Origin of the sequence: Aeromonas sp. V90_14 (assembly GCF_029967615.1) — a bacterium.
Lineage (GTDB): Bacteria > Pseudomonadota > Gammaproteobacteria > Enterobacterales > Aeromonadaceae > Aeromonas > Aeromonas hydrophila.
On record NZ_JASCAS010000003.1, the window covers coordinates 82,645 to 98,139 of the forward strand.

Below are 15,495 nucleotides of genomic sequence, written 5' to 3' on the forward strand. Positions count from 1 at the left end.
GTTTTTCTGGGGATCAGTCTGGATCAGAAACTGTCGCCGAGGCCGCTGCCGGCATCCTTCTTGGCGATCAGCTCAATCTTGTAACCGTCCGGATCTTCCACGAAGGCGATGACGGTGGTGCCGCCCTTGACCGGGCCCGGCTCGCGGGTAATCTTGGCGCCGGCGGCGCGCAGCGCCTCGCAGGTGGCGTAGATGTCATCCGCTTCCAGCGCGATGTGACCGTAGGCCGAGCCCAGCTCGTACTCGCTGACACCCCAGTTGTAGGTGAGCTCGATCACCGCTTCATCTTTCTCGTCACCGTAGCCGACGAAGGCCAGGGTGTACTTGTATTCGCTGTTCTCGCTCTTGCGCAGCAGTTTCATCCCCAGCACTCGGGTATAGAAGTCGATGGAGCGTTGCAGATCGCCGACGCGCAACATGGTATGCAGGATTCTCATTGCTCAATTCTCCGGGTAGTGGTTCTTGTGGTATGGGTGCCGCCCAGGGTGGCGGATACCGGCGCTTGGCTCAAGCCCGTGCTCGCCAGGAGCGGCGCCATGGCTGCGCCATGGCTGCGCCGCTTGCGAGCCGGCAGCCGTGTTCAGCTCTCCGGGTAGACCTTTTCCTTGTACTCGCACAAGTCCTCGATGATACAGGAACCGCAGCGCGGTTTGCGAGCCAGACAGGTGTAGCGCCCGTGCAGGATCAGCCAGTGGTGCACGTCCAGCTTGAACTCGGCAGGGACCACCTTGAGCAGCTTCTCCTCCACCTGATCGACGTTCTTGCCCACCGCAAAACCGGTGCGGTTGGAGACCCGGAAGATATGGGTATCGACGGCGATGGTGGGCCAGCCGAAGGCGGTGTTGAGCACCACGTTGGCGGTCTTGCGGCCGACACCAGGCAGGGCTTCGAGGGCCTCGCGGTTCTCCGGCACCTCGCCACCGTGGCGCTCCAGCAGGATGGCGCAGGTCTTGATGACGTTCTCGGCCTTGGTGTTGAACAGGCCAATGGTCTTGATGTACTCCTTGACCCCGTCTACCCCCAGTTCCAGCATGGCCTGGGGGGTGTTGGCCACCGGGTAGAGCTTGTCGGTGGCCTTGTTGACGCTGACATCGGTGGCCTGGGCCGACAGCAGCACGGCGATCAGCAGCTCGAACGGCGTCTTGAAGTTGAGCTCGGTGGTGGGGTGGGGGTTGTCGTCCCGCAGTCGCTCCAGTATCTGCCTACGTTTCTGATTGTTCATGGCTCTCTCTTGGCTCAGAGCTGGGTCGCGCGGGCACCCGCGGCCGGCACGCTGCAGTGGGCCTTCTCGGCGCTCTGCTTGCGACCCATCCAGTCGTTGATGGCGTTCTTGCCGGCGATCATCAGGCCGAGACCGATGAAGCCGCCAGGGGGCAGGATTGCCAGCAGCAGGCTGGCATCGGCGTGGAACAGCTCGATGCGCAGTGACTTGGCCCACTCTCCCAGCAGCAGGTCGGCACCGTCGAACAGGGTGCCCATGCCGATGATCTCGCGCAGCCCGCCCAGCACCAGCAGCACCAGAGTAAAGCCGAGCCCCATCATGAAGCCGTCGAGGGCCGCCAGCAGTGGCGGGTTCTTGGAGGCATACGCCTCGGCCCGGCCGATGATGACGCAGTTGGTGACGATGAGGGCGATGAAGATGCCGAGCGCCTGATAGAGGCCGTAGGTGTAGGCGTTCATCAGCAACTGCACGCTGGTCACCAGCGCCGCGATGATCATCACGTAGACCGGGATGCGAATATCCTTGGGTACCAGGTTGCGCACCAGCGAGATGGCGAGGTTGGAGCTGACCAGCACCGCCATGGTGGCAAGGCCGAGCCCCAGCGCATTGGTGAAGGTGGAGGAGACCGCCAGGGTGGGGCAGAGGCCCAGCACCTGCACCAGCGAGGGGTTGTTCTTCCACAGCCCCTGCAGCATCAGCTCCTTGAGCTCTTCGCGGCGGCCATTGCTCTCGGTGAGCGGGCTCTGCCCGTCAATCACATCGACTTGTTCCATAGCTTGTGCTCCGGCGTTAGGGGGTGGCGTCACAGGCGGGGGCGTCGCGCAGCAACTCTGGGTGCTCCTGTTGCAGCAGCAACAGGTTCTTCACCGCCTTGACCACGGCCCGGGGGGTGATGGTGGCACCGGTGAAGGCGTCGAACTCGCCGCCGTCTTTCTTCACGGCCCAATTGGCCTCGTTGTCGTGGCTGATAAACTTGCCGACGAAGCTGTTGATCCAGTCCGACTTCTTCAGCTCGATCTTGTCGCCAAGGCCGGGGGTTTCCTTGTGTGCCAACACCCGTACCGCGCTCACGGCGCCCTTGGCATCGGTGCCCACGATGAGGCGAATGGCCCCACTGTAGCCGTCGGGGGCGACGGTTTCCAGCGCGTAACCGGTGATTTCGCCCTGCTTGGTCGCGGTGTAGAGCGGCATGGCTTGGTCGCTGCCCAGATAGCGTCGGCTCTGCACCAGCTTGCAGCTGGCGACCAGATCGTTGTCATAGCTCCCCTCCGGCAGCAGGGCGGAGAGGGTGCGCAGCTTCTCCAGCTGCTGCTGATGGGCGATCCGCCCCTGGGTCAGCTCGTTGGTCAGCACCACCACGGCGGTGCAGGCGAGGGCAAACAGGGCGAGAGTGACGCCGTTTTTGCGCATGCTCTTTAACATTGCATCATTCCTGAGGGTGAGGTGTGCGCCAGGTTCATTTGCGACGGGCTCCGTAGACTTTCGGGCGCGTCAGGCTGTCGATCAGCGGAACGCACAGGTTGGCCAGCAGCACGGCAAAGGCGAAGGCATCCGGGTAGCCGCCAAAGCGGCGGATGACATAGACCAGCACGCCGATGAGCACGCCATAGACCAGGCGACCGCGCGGGGTGGTGCTGGCACTCACCGGATCGGTGGCGATGAAGAAGGCCCCCAGCATGGTGGCGCCGCTGAACAGATGGAACATGGGGGTGGCGGTGGCATCCGGGGTCATCAGATAACCCAGGGTGGCCGCCAGCAGCAAGGCGCCGAGGATGGCCCCCGGAATGCGCCAGTTGATCACCTTCTGCTGCAGCAGGAACAGGCCGCCCAGCAGGTAGCCGAGGTTGACCCAGCTCCAGCCGATGCCGCCCCAGCCTTCGAAGACGGTGTGGGTCATCACCTCGCCGGCGGTGAGGCCCTGAGTCAGTCCGGTTTTCAGGGTGTCGAGCGGCGTGGCCATGGTCAGCCCATCCACCCCCTGCTTGAGCTGCGCCATGCTGTAACCGTCGAGGCTGAAGCCGGTGAAGATCACCGAGGCCGCATCGCCAAAGCCGATGTCATAGGCGGCGATGCTGGAGGGCGGCAGCCAGCTGGTCATCTGTACCGGGAAGGAGACCAGCAGCAGCACATAGGCCACCATGGCGGGGTTGAACAGGTTTTGGCCGAGCCCGCCATAGAGGTGTTTGGCGATGATGATGGCAAACGCCGTGCCCAGCACCAGCATCCACCAGGGCAGCAACGGCGGCAGGGAGAGACCGATCAGCACGGCGGTCAGGGCCGCGCTGCCATCCAGCAGGGCCGGTTTGACGGGGCGTCCGCGCAAGCGCAGCACCAGCGCCTCCGAGGCCAGCGCCGTGACCAGCGCCAGCAGGATCTGGATCAGGGTGCCCCAACCAAAGAACCAGCTCTGCGCCAGAAAACCGGGCAGGCAGGCCAGGATCACCAGCAACATCAGGGTCTGGGTCTGTTTGCGGTTGTGGGCAAACGGCGCACTCGCGATATTGAACATGGATCAGTGGCTCTTGTCGGTCGATGGAGAAGGAGAGGCCTGGGCTGCTACCTCGGCCGCCAGTTTGCGGGCCTTGGCACGGGCCACGGCGGCGGCAATGGCCGCTTTCTTGGGATCCGCATCGGCGGCTGGCTGCGACGCATCGGCAGCCGGTGCCGCCACTGTGGTCACCTCGGGTTTGGCTGTGGCCTCCTCGTCATGCACCTCTGCGGGCTTGGCAACGGCCTCCTCACCTTGCGCCTGAGCGATCTTCTTGGCCTTGGCGCGGGCGATGGCGGCAGCGATGGCCGCTTTCTTGGGGTCGACCTCGGCGGCAGAGTCAGGCTGCGGCGCTGCGGCAGGGGCTGCCACGGCGGTCTCTTCACCTTCGGTCACGGCTGCATTCCCTTGCGCCTGAGCGGCCTTCTTGGCCTTGGCGCGGGCAATGGCAGCTGCGATGGCCGCCTTCTTGGGATCCGCGTCGGCGGCTGAGTCAGGCTGCGGCGCTGTTGCAGGGACTGCCACGGCGGTCTCTTCACTTTCGGTCACGGTTGCGTCCCCTTGCGCCTGAGCGGCCTTCTTGGCCTTGGCGCGGGCGATGGCGGCAGCAATGGCGGCCTTTTTGGGATCTGCGTCGGCGGTGGTGTCAGACTGGGGCGCGCCTACAGGGCTATCCGCAGCCGCTTCATCACCTTGCGTGCTGGCAGCTTTTTTGGCTTTGGCGCGGGCAATGGCTGCCGCGATGGCCGCCTTCTTGGGATCCGTATCGGCAACGGGGTCAGACTGAGACGCAGCAGCAGGGCTATCCACAGCCGCTGCTTCGGCTGGCTCCTGAGCCGCTTTTTTGGCCTTGGCACGGGCCAGCGCCGCTGCAATGGCGGCTTTCTTGGCATCCTGCCCGTCCGCTGCCGGTGCATCGGGTTGGGCCGAGCCGGGCTCGCTGGCGGCCGCCTTGGCGGCGCGGCGGGCGATGGCCTCCTGCTTGCGCGCCTCGCGAGCGGCAATCATGGCGCTGTTGTCCGGTGCGAGTTCGCTGGCGCCAACCGGCGCAGCGTCCTGTTTGGCCTTGATGCGGGCCAGTGCCGCGGCCACCGGATCTTCCCCGCCGGCCGCCGTCATGGCCTGGCGACGCTGGGCTGCAGCCTCGGCATGACGGGCTTCGCGGGCGGCTTTTTCCCGCTCGAAGCGGGCCTGCTTGGCCTCGAAGCGCTGCTTGGCGCGCTCGGCCTTCTCGGCCTCGGCGTGTGCCTCGCGGATGTCATCCTTGGCAATCTTGTAGTACTGCACCAGCGGGATCTCGCTCGGGCAGACCCAGGCACAGGCGCCGCACTCGATGCAGTCGAACAGGTTGAGCCCCTCGGCCTTGTCGTACTCCTTGGCCCGGCTGTACCAATAGAGCTCTTGGGGCAGCAGGTTGGCCGGACAGGCGTCGGCACAGGCACTGCAGCGAATGCAGGCCTGCTCCGGGCCGGGCGGCGGCAGCTCGGCCCGGGTGGGGGAGAGCAGGCAGTTGGTGGCCTTGACCACCGGCACCATGGCATGGGGCAGGGTGAAGCCCATCATGGGGCCGCCCATGATCACCCGCTGATCCGCCTCGGGCTGCAGCTCGAAACGCTGCAGCAACCAGCGCACCGGGGTGCCCAGCAGCACCCAGGCGTTGCCCGGCTTCTTGAAGGCGTCGCCGGTGAGAGTGACGATGCGGGAGATGAGCGGCTCGCCGTCGATGATGGCGCGCTTGATGGCAAACACGGTGGCCACGTTGAGCACCATGATGCCCATGTCCACGGCGCGGCCCCCCTTGGGAACCTGGCGGCCGGTGAGCAGCTCGATGGTCTGCTTGGCACCGCCCGAGGGATACTTGGTGGGCACCGTCTTGACCAGTACGTCTTCGTCTGTGGCATGACGGGTCAGCTCACCGATGGCGGCCGGCTTGTTGTCTTCCACTCCGATCAGGGTCAGCTTGGGCTTGAGTAGATGCTTGAGCACCCGGATGCCGTCCATGATCTCGTCGGCGTACTCCTGCATCAGCCGGTCATCGGTGGTGATGTAGGGTTCGCACTCCAGCCCGTTGACGATCAGGATCTCGGTCAGCTGACCGCGGCCATCGAGCTTGCTGTGGGTCGGGAACACGGCGCCGCCGAGGCCCGCGATGCCGGCCTGCTGGATGCGCTCGAGCAGCTCGCCCCGCTCCAGATTCCAGTAGTCGCTGCGGCCCTGACGCTCGCCCCAGGCATCTTCGCCATCGGGGGTAAGGGTGATGCAGAGATCGTCGAGACCGGAGGGGTGGGCCACCGTGTGGTGACCGATGGCGGTGATGGTGCCGGAGGTGGAGGCGTGCACCGGCACGAAACGCCCCTTGTCATGGCGAGTGAGCGGCTGGCCCTTCTTGACCTTGTCGCCGACCCGCACCAGCAGGTCGCCGGCCGGACCCGCGTGCTGGCGCACCGGGATGATGAGCTGGGGCGGCAGACCCGCGTCCACCACCGGGGTGAGACTGGATTGGTCTTTGTTCTCGGGAGGGTGAATGCCGCCGTGAAAATCCCACAGAGTGCCGGCTTTGATGCGTTCGAGTAAGGACTGCATGGTTACTTATTCCACTATCTTGACCGGAATGGCGACGTTGGCCAGATCCCACTTCCAGTTGTCGACCGTGGTCGGCACCGGGATCATTTCGATACAGTCGGTCGGGCAGGGATCGACACAGAGATCGCAGCCGGTGCACTCGTCGGCAATGACGGTGTGCATCGCCTTGGTGGCGCCGACGATGGCATCGACCGGACAGGCCTGGATGCACTTGGTGCAGCCGATGCATTGATCTTCATGAATGAAGGCGACTTTCTTGATGGGGGCGGCGGCCTCGGCGCCGCCCAGCGGCTGGGGCTCGACCCCCATCAGGTCGGCAATCTTGCGCATGGTGGCATCGCCACCTGGCACGCACTTGTTGATCTGGTCGCCATTGGCCAGCGCCTCGGCGTAAGGCTTGCAGCCCGGATAGCCGCACTGGCCACACTGGGTTTGCGGCAGCAGGGCGTCGAGCTGATCGACGATGGGATCGGCTTCCACATGAAATTTGACGGCGGCAAAGCCCAGGATGATGCCGAAGGCCAGAGCCAGCAGAGCCAACACCAGAACGGCAAAGAGAATGTGAGTCATAGCGCTATATCTTGATGAGGCCGGTAAAGCCCATAAAGGCCAGCGACATCAGGCCGGCGGTGATCATGGCGATGGAGACGCCGCGAAACGGGGTGGGGACGTCGGCGGCCACAAGGCGCTCACGCATGGCGGCAAACAGGATCAGCACCAGCGAGAAACCGGTGGCGGCGCCGAAGCCGTAGATGATGCTCTGGATGAAGTTGTGGTGCTCGTTGATGCTGAGCAGGGCGACCCCCAGCACGGCGCAGTTGGTGGTGATGAGCGGCAGGAAGATGCCCAGCAGACGATAGAGGGTGGGGCTGCTTTTGCGGATAACCATCTCGGTGAACTGAACCACGACGGCGATCACAAGAATGAAGGCGAGCGTGCGCAGGTAGGCGATGTTCAGCGGGATCAGGATATAGTGTTCCATCAGATAGGAACAGGCGCTGGCCAGGGTCATCACGAAGGTGGTTGCCAGCCCCATGCCGATGGCGGTTTCCAGCTTGCCGGAGACGCCCATGAAGGGGCACAGGCCGAGGAATTTCACCAGCACGAAGTTGTTAATCAGCACAGTGCCGACCAATAAAAGCAGGTACTCAGTCATTGCAGGTTGGTTATCCGGTGTGAAGGCGGCGGTATTATCTGATTTTAGGTGCCTTTTAACAACCGCAAGGCCGCATGGTTATTATTCAAATAGCCAATTTCATGGAGGAAACGTGCGCCCTTTACCCATTTTTACCCTGACCCTGGCGATGCTGCTCTGGTCCAGCTCCTTCATCGCGCTCAAGCACGTGCTGGGGGTCTGGGGCTTCGGTCAGGTGCTGTTCATGCGCATGAGCGTGGCGGCGCTCTGCTGGCTGTGCTGCTACCGCTGTCTCGGCAATTTCCGCTATCAGAAAGGGGACTGGCGCTGGCTGGCGTTGATGGGGGCGCTGGAGCCCTGCCTCTATTTCCTGCTGGAGGTCAACGCCCTGCGCTACACCAGTGCCGGTCAGGCCGGCATGGTCTGTGCCCTGTTGCCGCTCATCGTGGCGCTGGTGGCCTTCGTGCTGATCCGCGAGCGGGTGAGCCGCCGTCAGTTGCTCGGCTTTGCCATCGCCATCTTCGGTATCGCGCTGCTCGGTTTTGGCAGTGGGACGGATGAATTTGCCCCCAATGCCCTGCTTGGCAACAGCCTGGAGATGGCGGCCATGTTCTGCGCCGCCACCTACTCTGTGGTGTTCAAGAAGCTCTGCAGCCGCTACAGCGTGTTGACCCTGACCGCGTTGCAGGCCTTCGTCGGCACCCTCTTTTTCGCCCCCTTTGCCTTTGGCGAACCCTGGCCGACGGCTTGGGTCTGGCAGGACATGGCGGTCATCGTCTTTCTCGGCGCCTGCGTGACCCTGGGGGCCTACCTGCTCTACAACTGGTCGGTGACCCAGGTGAAGGTGACGTTGGCGGCGGCCTACGTCAATCTCATCCCGGTGTTTACCCTGCTGTTGGCCTATCTGCTGCTGGGGGAGACCCTCAACGCCTTGCAATGGGTGGCCTGTGGCGCCGTGCTGCTAGGGATCGCGGTGGGGCAACTGCCGGCCAGGCGTGTGCGGATGCCGGCGGCCAACACAGGCCTGTGATGGCCGCAAATTGACTAAAGTCAGAGCAGGTAGCAGCGAGGAGCGGGATCATGAGTGACATGAGGTTACTGGCGCAGGCGCGACTGCTGGTTGGCCACCATCTCTTCACCCTGGCCGATGCACGGGCACTGGAGGCGCTGGAAGAGGAAGCGGTGGGCGAGGAGGGGCTCTGCATCGCCGAGCTGTGGGAGTGCGCCCTGCAGCAGGCCGACGAGGAGGCCAGGCACTATCTGTCGGGGCGGGATTGACCTTTGATCGGAAGAAAAAACACGGGGCCTGGCCCCGTGTGTTGTGATGGCGAGGTGTTCTAGATGGAGAGGCCCTTGACGGTGTCCGACACCGAGTTGGCGTCTTCGATGATCTCCTGAATGACGCCGGCGATGATGTCGGCCTGGGCCTGGCCCGCCATCGCCTTGTCCGACACCACCGAGACGGTCTGGGTGATCCTCGAGGTGATGTCGGAGTTGAGCCGGATGACGGAGACTATCTCGCCGGTGGAGGTGGAGGTTCTCGCCGCCAGCTGGCGCACTTCATCGGCCACCACCGCGAACCCGCGGCCCTGCTCGCCGGCGCGGGCCGCCTCGATGGCGGCGTTGAGCGCCAGCAGATTGGTCTGATCCGCGATGCTGCTGATGGTGGAGATGATGGACTCTATGCTTCTGGATTGCTGGTTGAGGTTCTCTATCTGCCGGCTGACTTCACTGACCGAGCTGTTGATGTGGGCCGAGGTTTCCAGCACCTTGTCGATCACCTCCCGTCCCCTGGCGGCGCTCAGCACCGTTTCTCCGGCGATGGCGCAGGCCTTCTGGGCCGCTTCGCGCACCGAGATGGACTTCTCCACCCGCTCGCTGATGTTGCTCGCCAGCTTGATGATTTTGATCACCTTGCCCTCGTGGTTGAAGATGGGGTTGTAGGTGGCCTCCAGCCAGATCTTCTCGCCGTGGCGGCCACGGCGCATGAAGAGCCCGGACTGGATGGAGCCCGTTCCCAGATCCCGCCAGAAGTTGGGATTCTGCTGATAGAAGGTTTCGTCGCAGAACATGCGGTGAGACTGGCCCACTACCTCGTCCAGCCGGTAGCCGAAGCAGTGCAGGAAATTCTGGTTGGCGGTGATGACGGTGCCATCGGGTTGGAAGTCGATGACGGCCAGGGATTTGTCCAGTGCCGCCAGCAGGGCCTGGGTGCGCTCCAGGGTGGATTGCTGTTCGGTGACGTTGGAGGCCACCTTGGCCACCTTGATCACCTTGCCATCGAGGAGGATCGGGAAGTAGCTGGCTTCGAGCCAGACCGCCTTGCCCGATTTGGCCTGCCGGATGAAACGGCCGTTGCGCGACTCCCCCCTGCGCAGATCCTGCCACAGCAGCTCATATTCGCGGGTTTTCACGTCCTCGGGAAAGCAGAGGGCGCTGTGGTGCTTGCCGATCACCTCCTCCCGGGTGTAGCCCACGATGGCGAGAAAGCGATCGTTGACGAAGGTGACCACCCCCTCCGGGGTGAACTCGATATAGGGAACCCGTGACTGGATGGCCTGCTCAAAGGCGCCAAGTTCTGCGATCTGTGCCGCTTGTTCACTCTGTTCATTTTTACCCGTGCGATTCCAAAACATGGCGGAGCTCCTTGTTAAGACCCTGGTGAGGCCTTTCATGACAATACCCGACCGGCTGAATACTAGTACAGGTTGTTTGGTCGTCGCCTCAGCCATCAGGGTTAATTGTTTGTTTTGTCATTATCGATATTGCCATGTTGGCAAGCCGTACAGAGGGGCGGGGAGGTCGGTCCCGCTCCGGCAGGCTGACGGCAGGCTCCTTGGGCGGCATTTGTCCCACGCTTTGCTCATTTTCCCTGCGATTCAACACATCAGAGCACCTTATCGCGGCAAGATGAGGTATCTTATGCCCCGATTTCATCCATTAAACGGATCCGAGACCCTATATGATCATCAAACCCAAGGTTCGCGGCTTTATCTGCACCACCACTCACCCGGTCGGTTGTGAAGCCAATGTTCGTCGCCAGATCGCTTATACCAAGGCCAAGGGCACCATCGAGAATGGTCCCAAGAAGGTGCTGGTGATCGGCGCTTCCACCGGTTATGGCCTGGCTTCCCGCATTGCCGCCGCCTTCGGCTCTGGCGCTGCCACCCTCGGTGTCTTCTTCGAAAAAGCCGGCAGTGAGACCAAGACTGCCACCGCCGGCTGGTACAACTCCGCTGCCTTCGACAAGGCCGCCAAAGAGGCGGGCCTCTACGCCAAGAGCATCAACGGCGATGCCTTCTCCAACGAGTGCCGCGCCAAGGTGATCGAGCTCATCAAGCAGGATCTGGGTCAGATTGATCTGGTGGTCTACTCCCTGGCCTCACCGGTGCGCAAGTTGCCGGATACCGGCGAAGTGGTGCGCTCAGCCCTGAAACCCATCGGCGAGGTCTACACCACCACCGCCATCGATACCAACAAGGATCAGATCATCACCGCCACCGTCGAGCCGGCGAATGAGGAAGAGATCCAGAACACCATCACCGTCATGGGCGGTCAGGATTGGGAGCTGTGGATGGCGGCCCTGCGCGATGCAGGCGTGCTGGCCGACGGCGCCAAGTCCGTGGCCTACTCCTACATCGGCACCGACCTGACCTGGCCAATCTACTGGCACGGTACTCTGGGCCGCGCCAAGGAAGATCTGGACCGCGCCGCCGCCGCCATCCGTGGCGATCTGGCTGCCAAGGGCGGCACCGCCCACGTGGCCGTGCTGAAATCCGTGGTGACCCAGGCCTCCTCCGCCATTCCGGTGATGCCGCTCTACATCTCTATGGCCTTCAAGATCATGAAGGAGAAGGGCATTCACGAAGGCTGCATGGAGCAGGTGGACCGCATGATGCGCACCCGTCTCTACGCTGCCGACATGGCGCTGGACGATCAGGCTCGCATCCGGATGGATGACTGGGAACTGCGCGAAGACGTGCAGCAGACCTGCCGCGACCTGTGGCCGTCCATCACCAGCGAGAACCTCTCCGAACTGACCGACTACACCGGTTACAAGCAGGAGTTCCTGCGTCTGTTCGGTTTCGGGCTGGACGAAGTGGATTACGATGCGGATGTGAATCCGGACGTGAAATTCGATGTGGTCGAGCTCTGAGTCTGACCCAAGTGAAAACAGGGCCCCGCGGGGCCCTGTTTTTTTGGCAAAAATCCCGCTAAGTTGCGGAATTTTATTATCCGCGATCACCTTTTTCCCATATCAAACCCGCTAGTCTGGCGGTGATCGGATCACATGACGGCATTGCCGAGGTACGGAAGCTATGACCACTCCACATGAGGCGCCCAAAAAGCGCCAACTCCCCACTGTCTATACCCTGCTTTTCATCATCATCGCCCTGATGGCGGCCCTGACCTGGGTGCTGCCGGCGGGCAAATACAACTACGTGACGGCCAAGACCCAGCAGCCGATTGCTGCGGCGGCCGTGGCCGACTACAGCGGCGACGAGCGGCTGTTGCCGGTGCCCGGCAGCTACACCGAGCTCCCCTCCCAACCGCAGGGGGTATTCGATGTGCTCAAGGCGCCGATCCAGGGCTTTCACAAGGCGGCCGACGTGGCGCTGTTCGTGCTCATCATCGGCGGTTTTCTGGCGGTGACCATGCAGAGCGGCGCACTGGATGCCGGGGTAGGGGCCATCGTGCGCGGCTTTGCCGGGCGCGAGCGGCTGCTGATCCCGGTGCTGATCGCCCTGTTTGCCCTCGGCGGCTCCACCTTCGGCATGGCGGAGGAGACGGTGGCCTTCTGGGCACTGATCGTGCCGGTGATGATGGCGGCGGGCTTCGATCGCATGGTGGCGGCAGGGATCATATTGCTCGGCTCCGGGGTCGGGGTGCTCGCTTCCACCGTCAACCCGTTTGCCACCGGCATCGCCTCCGGTTTTGCCGGCATCCCCATCGGTGAGGGGATTGGCCTTAGGGTTGTGCAGTGGCTGCTGTTGGTGATCTTCGCCTCCTGGTTCGTGATGCGCTACGCCAAGCAGGTGCAGCAGGACAAGTCCCGCTCCGTGCTGGCCGACATCGCCTATGACGACGAGTTCTCCCAGATGAAGAGCGGCAACCTCGCCTTCAGCGGCAAGCAGAAGCTCACCATGCTGGTCTTCTTCGGCACCTTCCTGCTGATGATCTATGCGGTGGTACCCTGGTCGGATCTGGGCATCGATCTGCTGCCCACCCTGGGCTGGTGGTTCGACGAGCTCTCCACCCTGTTCTTCAGCGCCTCCATCCTGATCGCGCTGATCAACCGGATGCCGGAGTCCAACTACGTGGCAACCTTCCTGAGCGGGGCGCGGGACCTTATCGGGGTGGCGCTGGTGGTGGCGGTGGCACGCGGCATCTATGTGGTGATGGAGCATGGCGTCATCATCGACACCATACTGCACTGGGCCGAGGGGCTGGTGAGCGGGCTGTCGTCGTCGGTGTTCATCCTGATGGCCTATCTGGTGCACATCATCCTGAGCTTCTTCATCCCCTCCACCTCGGGGCTGGCGACCGTCTCCATGCCGCTGATGGGGCCGCTGGCGGACTTCTCCGGCATCTCGCGGGATCTGGTGATCACCGCCTATCAGTCCGCCTCCGGCTGGATCAACCTGTTCGCCCCCACCGCCGCCCATCTGGTGGCCGGTCTGGCGCTGGCCAAGATCCCCTACGATCGCTTCGTGCGCTGGGTGCTGCCCTTCATCATCGGGGTAGCCCTCATCACCATGGCGGTGCTGGTGGCCGGTGCCCTGCTGCACGGTTGATGGCGCGGCTAGAAAATGACAGACAACAAAAAGGCTCCCGCGGGAGCCTTTTTCATGAGTCTTGCTTACTGCTTGTAGCCCTTGAGGAAGCGGGCGAGACGGCCGATGGCCTCTTCCAGCTCCTCTTCCCGGGGCAGGAACACCAGCCGGAAGTGATCCGGCGCCGGCCAGTTGAAGCCGGTGCCCTGCACCAGCAGCAATTTTTCCTGCTGCAGCAGATCGAACACCATCTTCTGGTCGTCGCGGATGTCGTACACCTTGGGGTCGAGGCGCGGGAACATGTAGAGCGCCCCCTTGGGCTTGACGCAGGAGACCCCAGGGATGTCGTTGAGCAACTCCCACGCCTTGTCGCGCTGGCGGCGCAGGCGGCCGCCCGGCAGGATCAGCTCGTTGATGCTCTGGTAACCACCCAGAGCGGTCTGGATGGCGTGCTGCATCGGCACGTTGGCACACAGCCGCATGGAGGCCAGCATCTCCAGCCCCTCGATGTAGCCCTTGGCACGGCCCTTGGGACCGGTGATGACCATCCAGCCCTGACGGAAACCGCAGGCGCGGTAGGCCTTGGAGAGGCCGTTGAAGGTCACCACCATCACATCGTCGCACAGGGTGCAGACGCTGGTGTGGGAGATGTCGTCGTAGAGGATCTTGTCGTAGATCTCGTCGGCGAAGATGATGAGGTTGTGCTGGCGGGCGATCTCGATCACTTCCAGCAGGAACTCGCTGCCGTAGACGGCGCCAGTCGGGTTGTTGGGGTTGATCAGCACCAGGCCGCGGGTGCGCGGGGTGATGCGGGCGCGAATGTCGTCGAGATCCGGATACCAGTCGGCCCCTTCGTCGCAGCGATAGTGCACCGCATGGCCGCCGGAGAGGGTCACTGCCGCAGTCCACAGCGGATAGTCGGGGGAGGGAACCAGCATCTCGTCGCCGTTGTTGAGCAGTGCCTGCATCGCCATCACGATGAGCTCGCTGGCGCCGTTGCCGATGTAGATGTCGTCGATGTCGACCTTGCGCATCCCTTTCTGCTGGTAGTACTGCATCACCGCCTTGCGGGCCGAGAACAGCCCCTTGGAGTCGCAGTAGCCCTGGCTGAGCGGCATGTTGAGGATCACATCCTTGATGATCTCTTCCGGCGCATCGAAACCGAACGGGGCCGGGTTGCCGATGTTGAGCTTGATGATGCGGTGGCCTTCGTCTTCGAGACGGCGAGCTTCTTTATGCACCGGGCCGCGGATGTCATAGCAGACATCGTCGAGCTTGTGCGACTTGTCGATAGTGAACATGGTGACTGTGATTCCTTCCCCTGGGGGCGCGTTGGCGAAAAAGGCGTTTTTTAGTATCAAATTTCTTTTCCCCTATTCTTCACAGAATTGAATGCTAGAACAATCCTCTTTTTAGTAGAATTCCCTGATTTTTAGCCCTGAAACAGGGTTGCCAAAACGTTAAATTCAGCACGATCGTTTGTGGTAACCGAGTTTCACCAGTGAAAGATGAGGGGCTGATTAACAAAGCTACCCGACTGTGTTGAAATATTCACTCTCGCTGGCACGATTGGCTTGCGTGAAAAATGTCATTATTTTTGTCGGCGCCGGCCCCAAAAGCAGAGCATGTGGTCTGCGCGCCATGCTGGCGCCGCCTGGCGTCGATATCGAAGGAGTTCCCATGCAAGCCCCCGCAGTTGGTCGCTACCGCCATTTCAAGGGTGGGTATTATCAGGTGTTGACCCTGGCCCTGCACACCGAAACCGGGGAGCCGCTGGTGATCTACCAGAGCGAGCAGGATGGCGCCGTCTACGCCCGCCCGGTGGCCATGTTCATGGAGTGGATCGAGCATCAGGGAGACGTGGTGAGCCGTTTCACCCCGGTTGCCGGCTGAGGCTGACCATTGACCATGAAAAAAGGCGCCTGATGGCGCCTTTTTCACAACCTGAGCTTACTGGTAGAGACCCAGGTTCTCTTTGGCATAGGCTTCGAAATCGGTGCAGCCACCGATGTGCTGCTCGTCCAGGAAGATTTGCGGCACGGTATTGACCGGCTTGCCGGCGCTCTTGGCCAGATCTTCCTTGGTGATGCCTTCGGCGTGGATGTCCACGTAGCGGAATTTGAAATCGTCACGCTGTTCAACCAGCTGCTCGGCGATCTGCTTGGCACGGACACAATAGGGGCAACCGGGACGACCAAAAATCACTGCAAACATGTTCTTTCTCCATTCATATGAGGCTGGGGACAGGATAGCCCCGCCTCGTGACTAGTCAAAGTGGAAATTGTCGATATGG

16 protein-coding genes are annotated in these 15,495 nt (G+C 62.5%); 5 read left to right on the forward strand and 11 right to left on the reverse strand.

The annotated features are described in order from the left end of the window. Nucleotides 1–23: 23 nt before the first annotated feature. From gloA to rsxA, 8 genes are all read right to left on the reverse strand, one after another. Complete coding sequence (gene gloA, locus QLG02_RS03990; RefSeq protein WP_011706456.1) at nucleotides 24–437, reverse strand: lactoylglutathione lyase; 414 nt, start codon at nucleotides 435–437, stop codon at nucleotides 24–26. A 143-nt stretch (nucleotides 438–580) separates the two neighbouring features. Beyond that, nucleotides 581–1,222, reverse strand: coding sequence for an endonuclease III (nth, locus tag QLG02_RS03995; protein ID WP_017408071.1), 642 nt, complete (start codon nucleotides 1,220–1,222; stop codon nucleotides 581–583). A 14-nt stretch (nucleotides 1,223–1,236) separates the two neighbouring features. Continuing rightward, the gene (locus QLG02_RS04000) at nucleotides 1,237–1,995 is read right to left on the reverse strand and encodes an electron transport complex subunit E (RefSeq protein WP_282464570.1); all 759 of its coding nucleotides are present in this window, start codon (nucleotides 1,993–1,995) and stop codon (nucleotides 1,237–1,239) included. 16 nt (nucleotides 1,996–2,011) lie between these two features. Next, a complete protein-coding gene (rsxG, locus tag QLG02_RS04005; RefSeq protein WP_282464571.1) occupies nucleotides 2,012–2,644 on the reverse strand; it encodes an electron transport complex subunit RsxG in 633 nt (210 codons plus the stop codon). Nucleotides 2,645–2,678: 34 nt separating this feature from the next. Further along, complete coding sequence (rsxD, locus tag QLG02_RS04010) at nucleotides 2,679–3,731, reverse strand: electron transport complex subunit RsxD (RefSeq protein WP_042064497.1); 1,053 nt, start codon at nucleotides 3,729–3,731, stop codon at nucleotides 2,679–2,681. Nucleotides 3,732–3,734: 3 nt separating this feature from the next. Continuing rightward, the gene (gene rsxC, locus QLG02_RS04015; RefSeq protein ID WP_282464572.1) at nucleotides 3,735–6,293 is read right to left on the reverse strand and encodes an electron transport complex subunit RsxC; all 2,559 of its coding nucleotides are present in this window, start codon (nucleotides 6,291–6,293) and stop codon (nucleotides 3,735–3,737) included. A gap of 6 nt (nucleotides 6,294–6,299) precedes the next feature. Further along, the gene (gene rsxB, locus QLG02_RS04020; protein WP_011706450.1) at nucleotides 6,300–6,863 is read right to left on the reverse strand and encodes an electron transport complex subunit RsxB; all 564 of its coding nucleotides are present in this window, start codon (nucleotides 6,861–6,863) and stop codon (nucleotides 6,300–6,302) included. A 4-nt stretch (nucleotides 6,864–6,867) separates the two neighbouring features. Further along, the gene (gene rsxA / locus QLG02_RS04025; protein WP_005302262.1) at nucleotides 6,868–7,449 is read right to left on the reverse strand and encodes an electron transport complex subunit RsxA; all 582 of its coding nucleotides are present in this window, start codon (nucleotides 7,447–7,449) and stop codon (nucleotides 6,868–6,870) included. 112 nt (nucleotides 7,450–7,561) lie between these two features. Here rsxA and QLG02_RS04030 point away from each other — a divergent pair, with 112 nt between their 5' ends. Then, a complete protein-coding gene (locus QLG02_RS04030) occupies nucleotides 7,562–8,458 on the forward strand; it encodes a DMT family transporter (protein ID WP_282464573.1) in 897 nt (298 codons plus the stop codon). Between the two features lie 50 nt (nucleotides 8,459–8,508). Beyond that, nucleotides 8,509–8,706, forward strand: coding sequence for a hypothetical protein (locus QLG02_RS04035; protein WP_282464574.1), 198 nt, complete (start codon nucleotides 8,509–8,511; stop codon nucleotides 8,704–8,706). Between the two features lie 59 nt (nucleotides 8,707–8,765). On the opposite strand, the gene QLG02_RS04040 is transcribed toward QLG02_RS04035, so the two are convergent. Beyond that, a complete protein-coding gene (locus QLG02_RS04040) occupies nucleotides 8,766–10,064 on the reverse strand; it encodes a PAS domain-containing methyl-accepting chemotaxis protein (RefSeq protein WP_282464575.1) in 1,299 nt (432 codons plus the stop codon). Nucleotides 10,065–10,390: 326 nt separating this feature from the next. On the opposite strand from QLG02_RS04040, the gene fabV reads away from it, so the two are divergent. Beyond that, nucleotides 10,391–11,584, forward strand: a complete 1,194-nt coding sequence (gene fabV / locus QLG02_RS04045) for an enoyl-ACP reductase FabV (protein WP_029300362.1) — start codon at nucleotides 10,391–10,393, stop codon at nucleotides 11,582–11,584. A 163-nt stretch (nucleotides 11,585–11,747) separates the two neighbouring features. After that, a complete protein-coding gene (locus QLG02_RS04050; protein WP_103828540.1) occupies nucleotides 11,748–13,223 on the forward strand; it encodes a YfcC family protein in 1,476 nt (491 codons plus the stop codon). A 65-nt stretch (nucleotides 13,224–13,288) separates the two neighbouring features. Here QLG02_RS04050 and QLG02_RS04055 read toward each other — a convergent pair whose 3' ends face one another. Beyond that, entirely contained in the window at nucleotides 13,289–14,503 is a 1,215-nt protein-coding gene (locus tag QLG02_RS04055) for a pyridoxal phosphate-dependent aminotransferase (protein ID WP_011706443.1), read from the reverse strand. Between the two features lie 379 nt (nucleotides 14,504–14,882). Between QLG02_RS04055 and QLG02_RS04060 the strand changes: the two genes are divergently transcribed. Then, nucleotides 14,883–15,095, forward strand: a complete 213-nt coding sequence (locus tag QLG02_RS04060) for a DUF1653 domain-containing protein (protein ID WP_162901889.1) — start codon at nucleotides 14,883–14,885, stop codon at nucleotides 15,093–15,095. Nucleotides 15,096–15,152: 57 nt separating this feature from the next. Here QLG02_RS04060 and QLG02_RS04065 read toward each other — a convergent pair whose 3' ends face one another. Further along, the gene (locus QLG02_RS04065; protein WP_010633640.1) at nucleotides 15,153–15,416 is read right to left on the reverse strand and encodes a GrxA family glutaredoxin; all 264 of its coding nucleotides are present in this window, start codon (nucleotides 15,414–15,416) and stop codon (nucleotides 15,153–15,155) included. Nucleotides 15,417–15,495: the final 79 nt, after the last annotated feature.